The sequence below is a fragment of the Dolosicoccus paucivorans genome (assembly GCF_900100125.1).
Taxonomy (GTDB): domain Bacteria; phylum Bacillota; class Bacilli; order Lactobacillales; family Aerococcaceae; genus Dolosicoccus; species Dolosicoccus paucivorans.
Window position 1 is genome coordinate 1 of sequence record NZ_FNEL01000096.1, and the last position, 1538, is coordinate 1538.

At 30.6% G+C, this 1538-nt stretch carries 1 protein-coding gene; it reads right to left on the reverse strand.

The genetic code is table 11. From position 1 onward, the window contains the following. On the reverse strand, positions 1-914 hold a 914-nt coding region (locus tag BLR79_RS08695), incomplete at its 3' end, for an MFS transporter (protein ID WP_092087047.1). Between the last annotated feature and the right edge of the window lie 624 nt (positions 915-1538).

A 1538-nucleotide genomic window follows, 5' to 3' on the forward strand; every position in this document is an offset into this window, starting at 1 on the left:
AAATATAAAAATGGTGTAGCAATTAGAAATATACTTGAGAGTCCTAATTTCGTTACCAGACTAAAAGTGGATATCTCTTTATTGAACCGATTGCTTAATACCGCTCCTAACAAACCTCCAATCGCTTCTGCTGTCAAAAATAGGCCATATAATCCATTCGATAGATGAATGAACATATGGTGACTATATGGCAATAAAAGATTGTATCCTGCTAAGAAAAAATTCACTAATGAGGATAAAACTATAAGAAATAGAATCTGTTTATTGTCAAATATGTATTGAAATCCTGAAGCCATATCATAAAAAATACTTTTTATAGTGAAACTCACTGAAACACGTTCAAAATATAAAGGTTCGATGCACAATATTAAAATAGAAGAGATGATAAAAGTGATCCCATTCAATAGCAGAACTCCTTGAAGCTTCAATAAATTATATAATAATAATGAAACAATAGGCAGGGCTAGTCTAATTGATGTGCTAGCTGTTTCCAAATAAGAGTTTAGTTTTGAGATAGATTGTTCCCTAACTATTTCTTTAGTTAATGCCTTATATGAAGGAGATGAGAAAGCAAACATAAATGAGAGCACTCCATTTCCAACCAATACTAAATACATTAATAAGTTTTCGCTCTTGATGAATGATAATGCTATACAAAATAAACCATTGATTAAATTGGTTAAGATGATGATTTTTTTCTTATGCGAAAGATCAGCGAATACTCCTCCTAACATATTAAAAATAACAGCAATTACTCTTTCGATTGCTTGATACATAGCCACAAGGTGTAAAGAGTTCGGAGAAATATTAGCCAGAAATGTATTATTAGCAAAATCAAAGAGAACATCCCCCACTAATGAGATGCTTCTACTAGCTACCAAGTAATTAATATTCTTTCTTTCTTTATCTATCATATATTTTGCAATCCTCTTATTTCTTTTTTCTTTTGATCTATTTTCTGTATCAATTGTTCAATATATGAGGTATCTAATTGAGATGAGATTATTTTAAAATTATTGTTGTCATTAACCAAAATAAATGTATCATCTTGATAAAAATTATTGTTGATGATTTTCTTCCTTTTTTTAAACGAACAGGGGAGTATCGAAAAATTGAATATACGAAGGGATGTCATGATTTCTCTCCATAAAATATATGTGCTTTCCACATTGTTTATCGGAATTAAAATGACATATCTTAATTCTTTTTCTTCTAAGTTCAATAGTTGTGATAAAACGGTTGTACCAACCCCCCATGCATACACCTGGAGTATTGACTTTATTAAAATTAGAAGTCATGTTATCTATTCTGCCACCATCTGCTATATCATAATGGTTTCCAGTGGAATCTGTAATGAAAATTTTATAGTTCATTCCTGAATAATGGCCTGTACCATATAAGTTGGATAAAGAAAAGTATATTGGACAGTTCTTTATATATTTAGTCTAGAGTAGTCAAACATATGTGACACATACTTAAAGTTCTAGTACAAAATAAATAGAATTGAATAGGGTTCTGGGGGACCGCGGTCCCCCAGA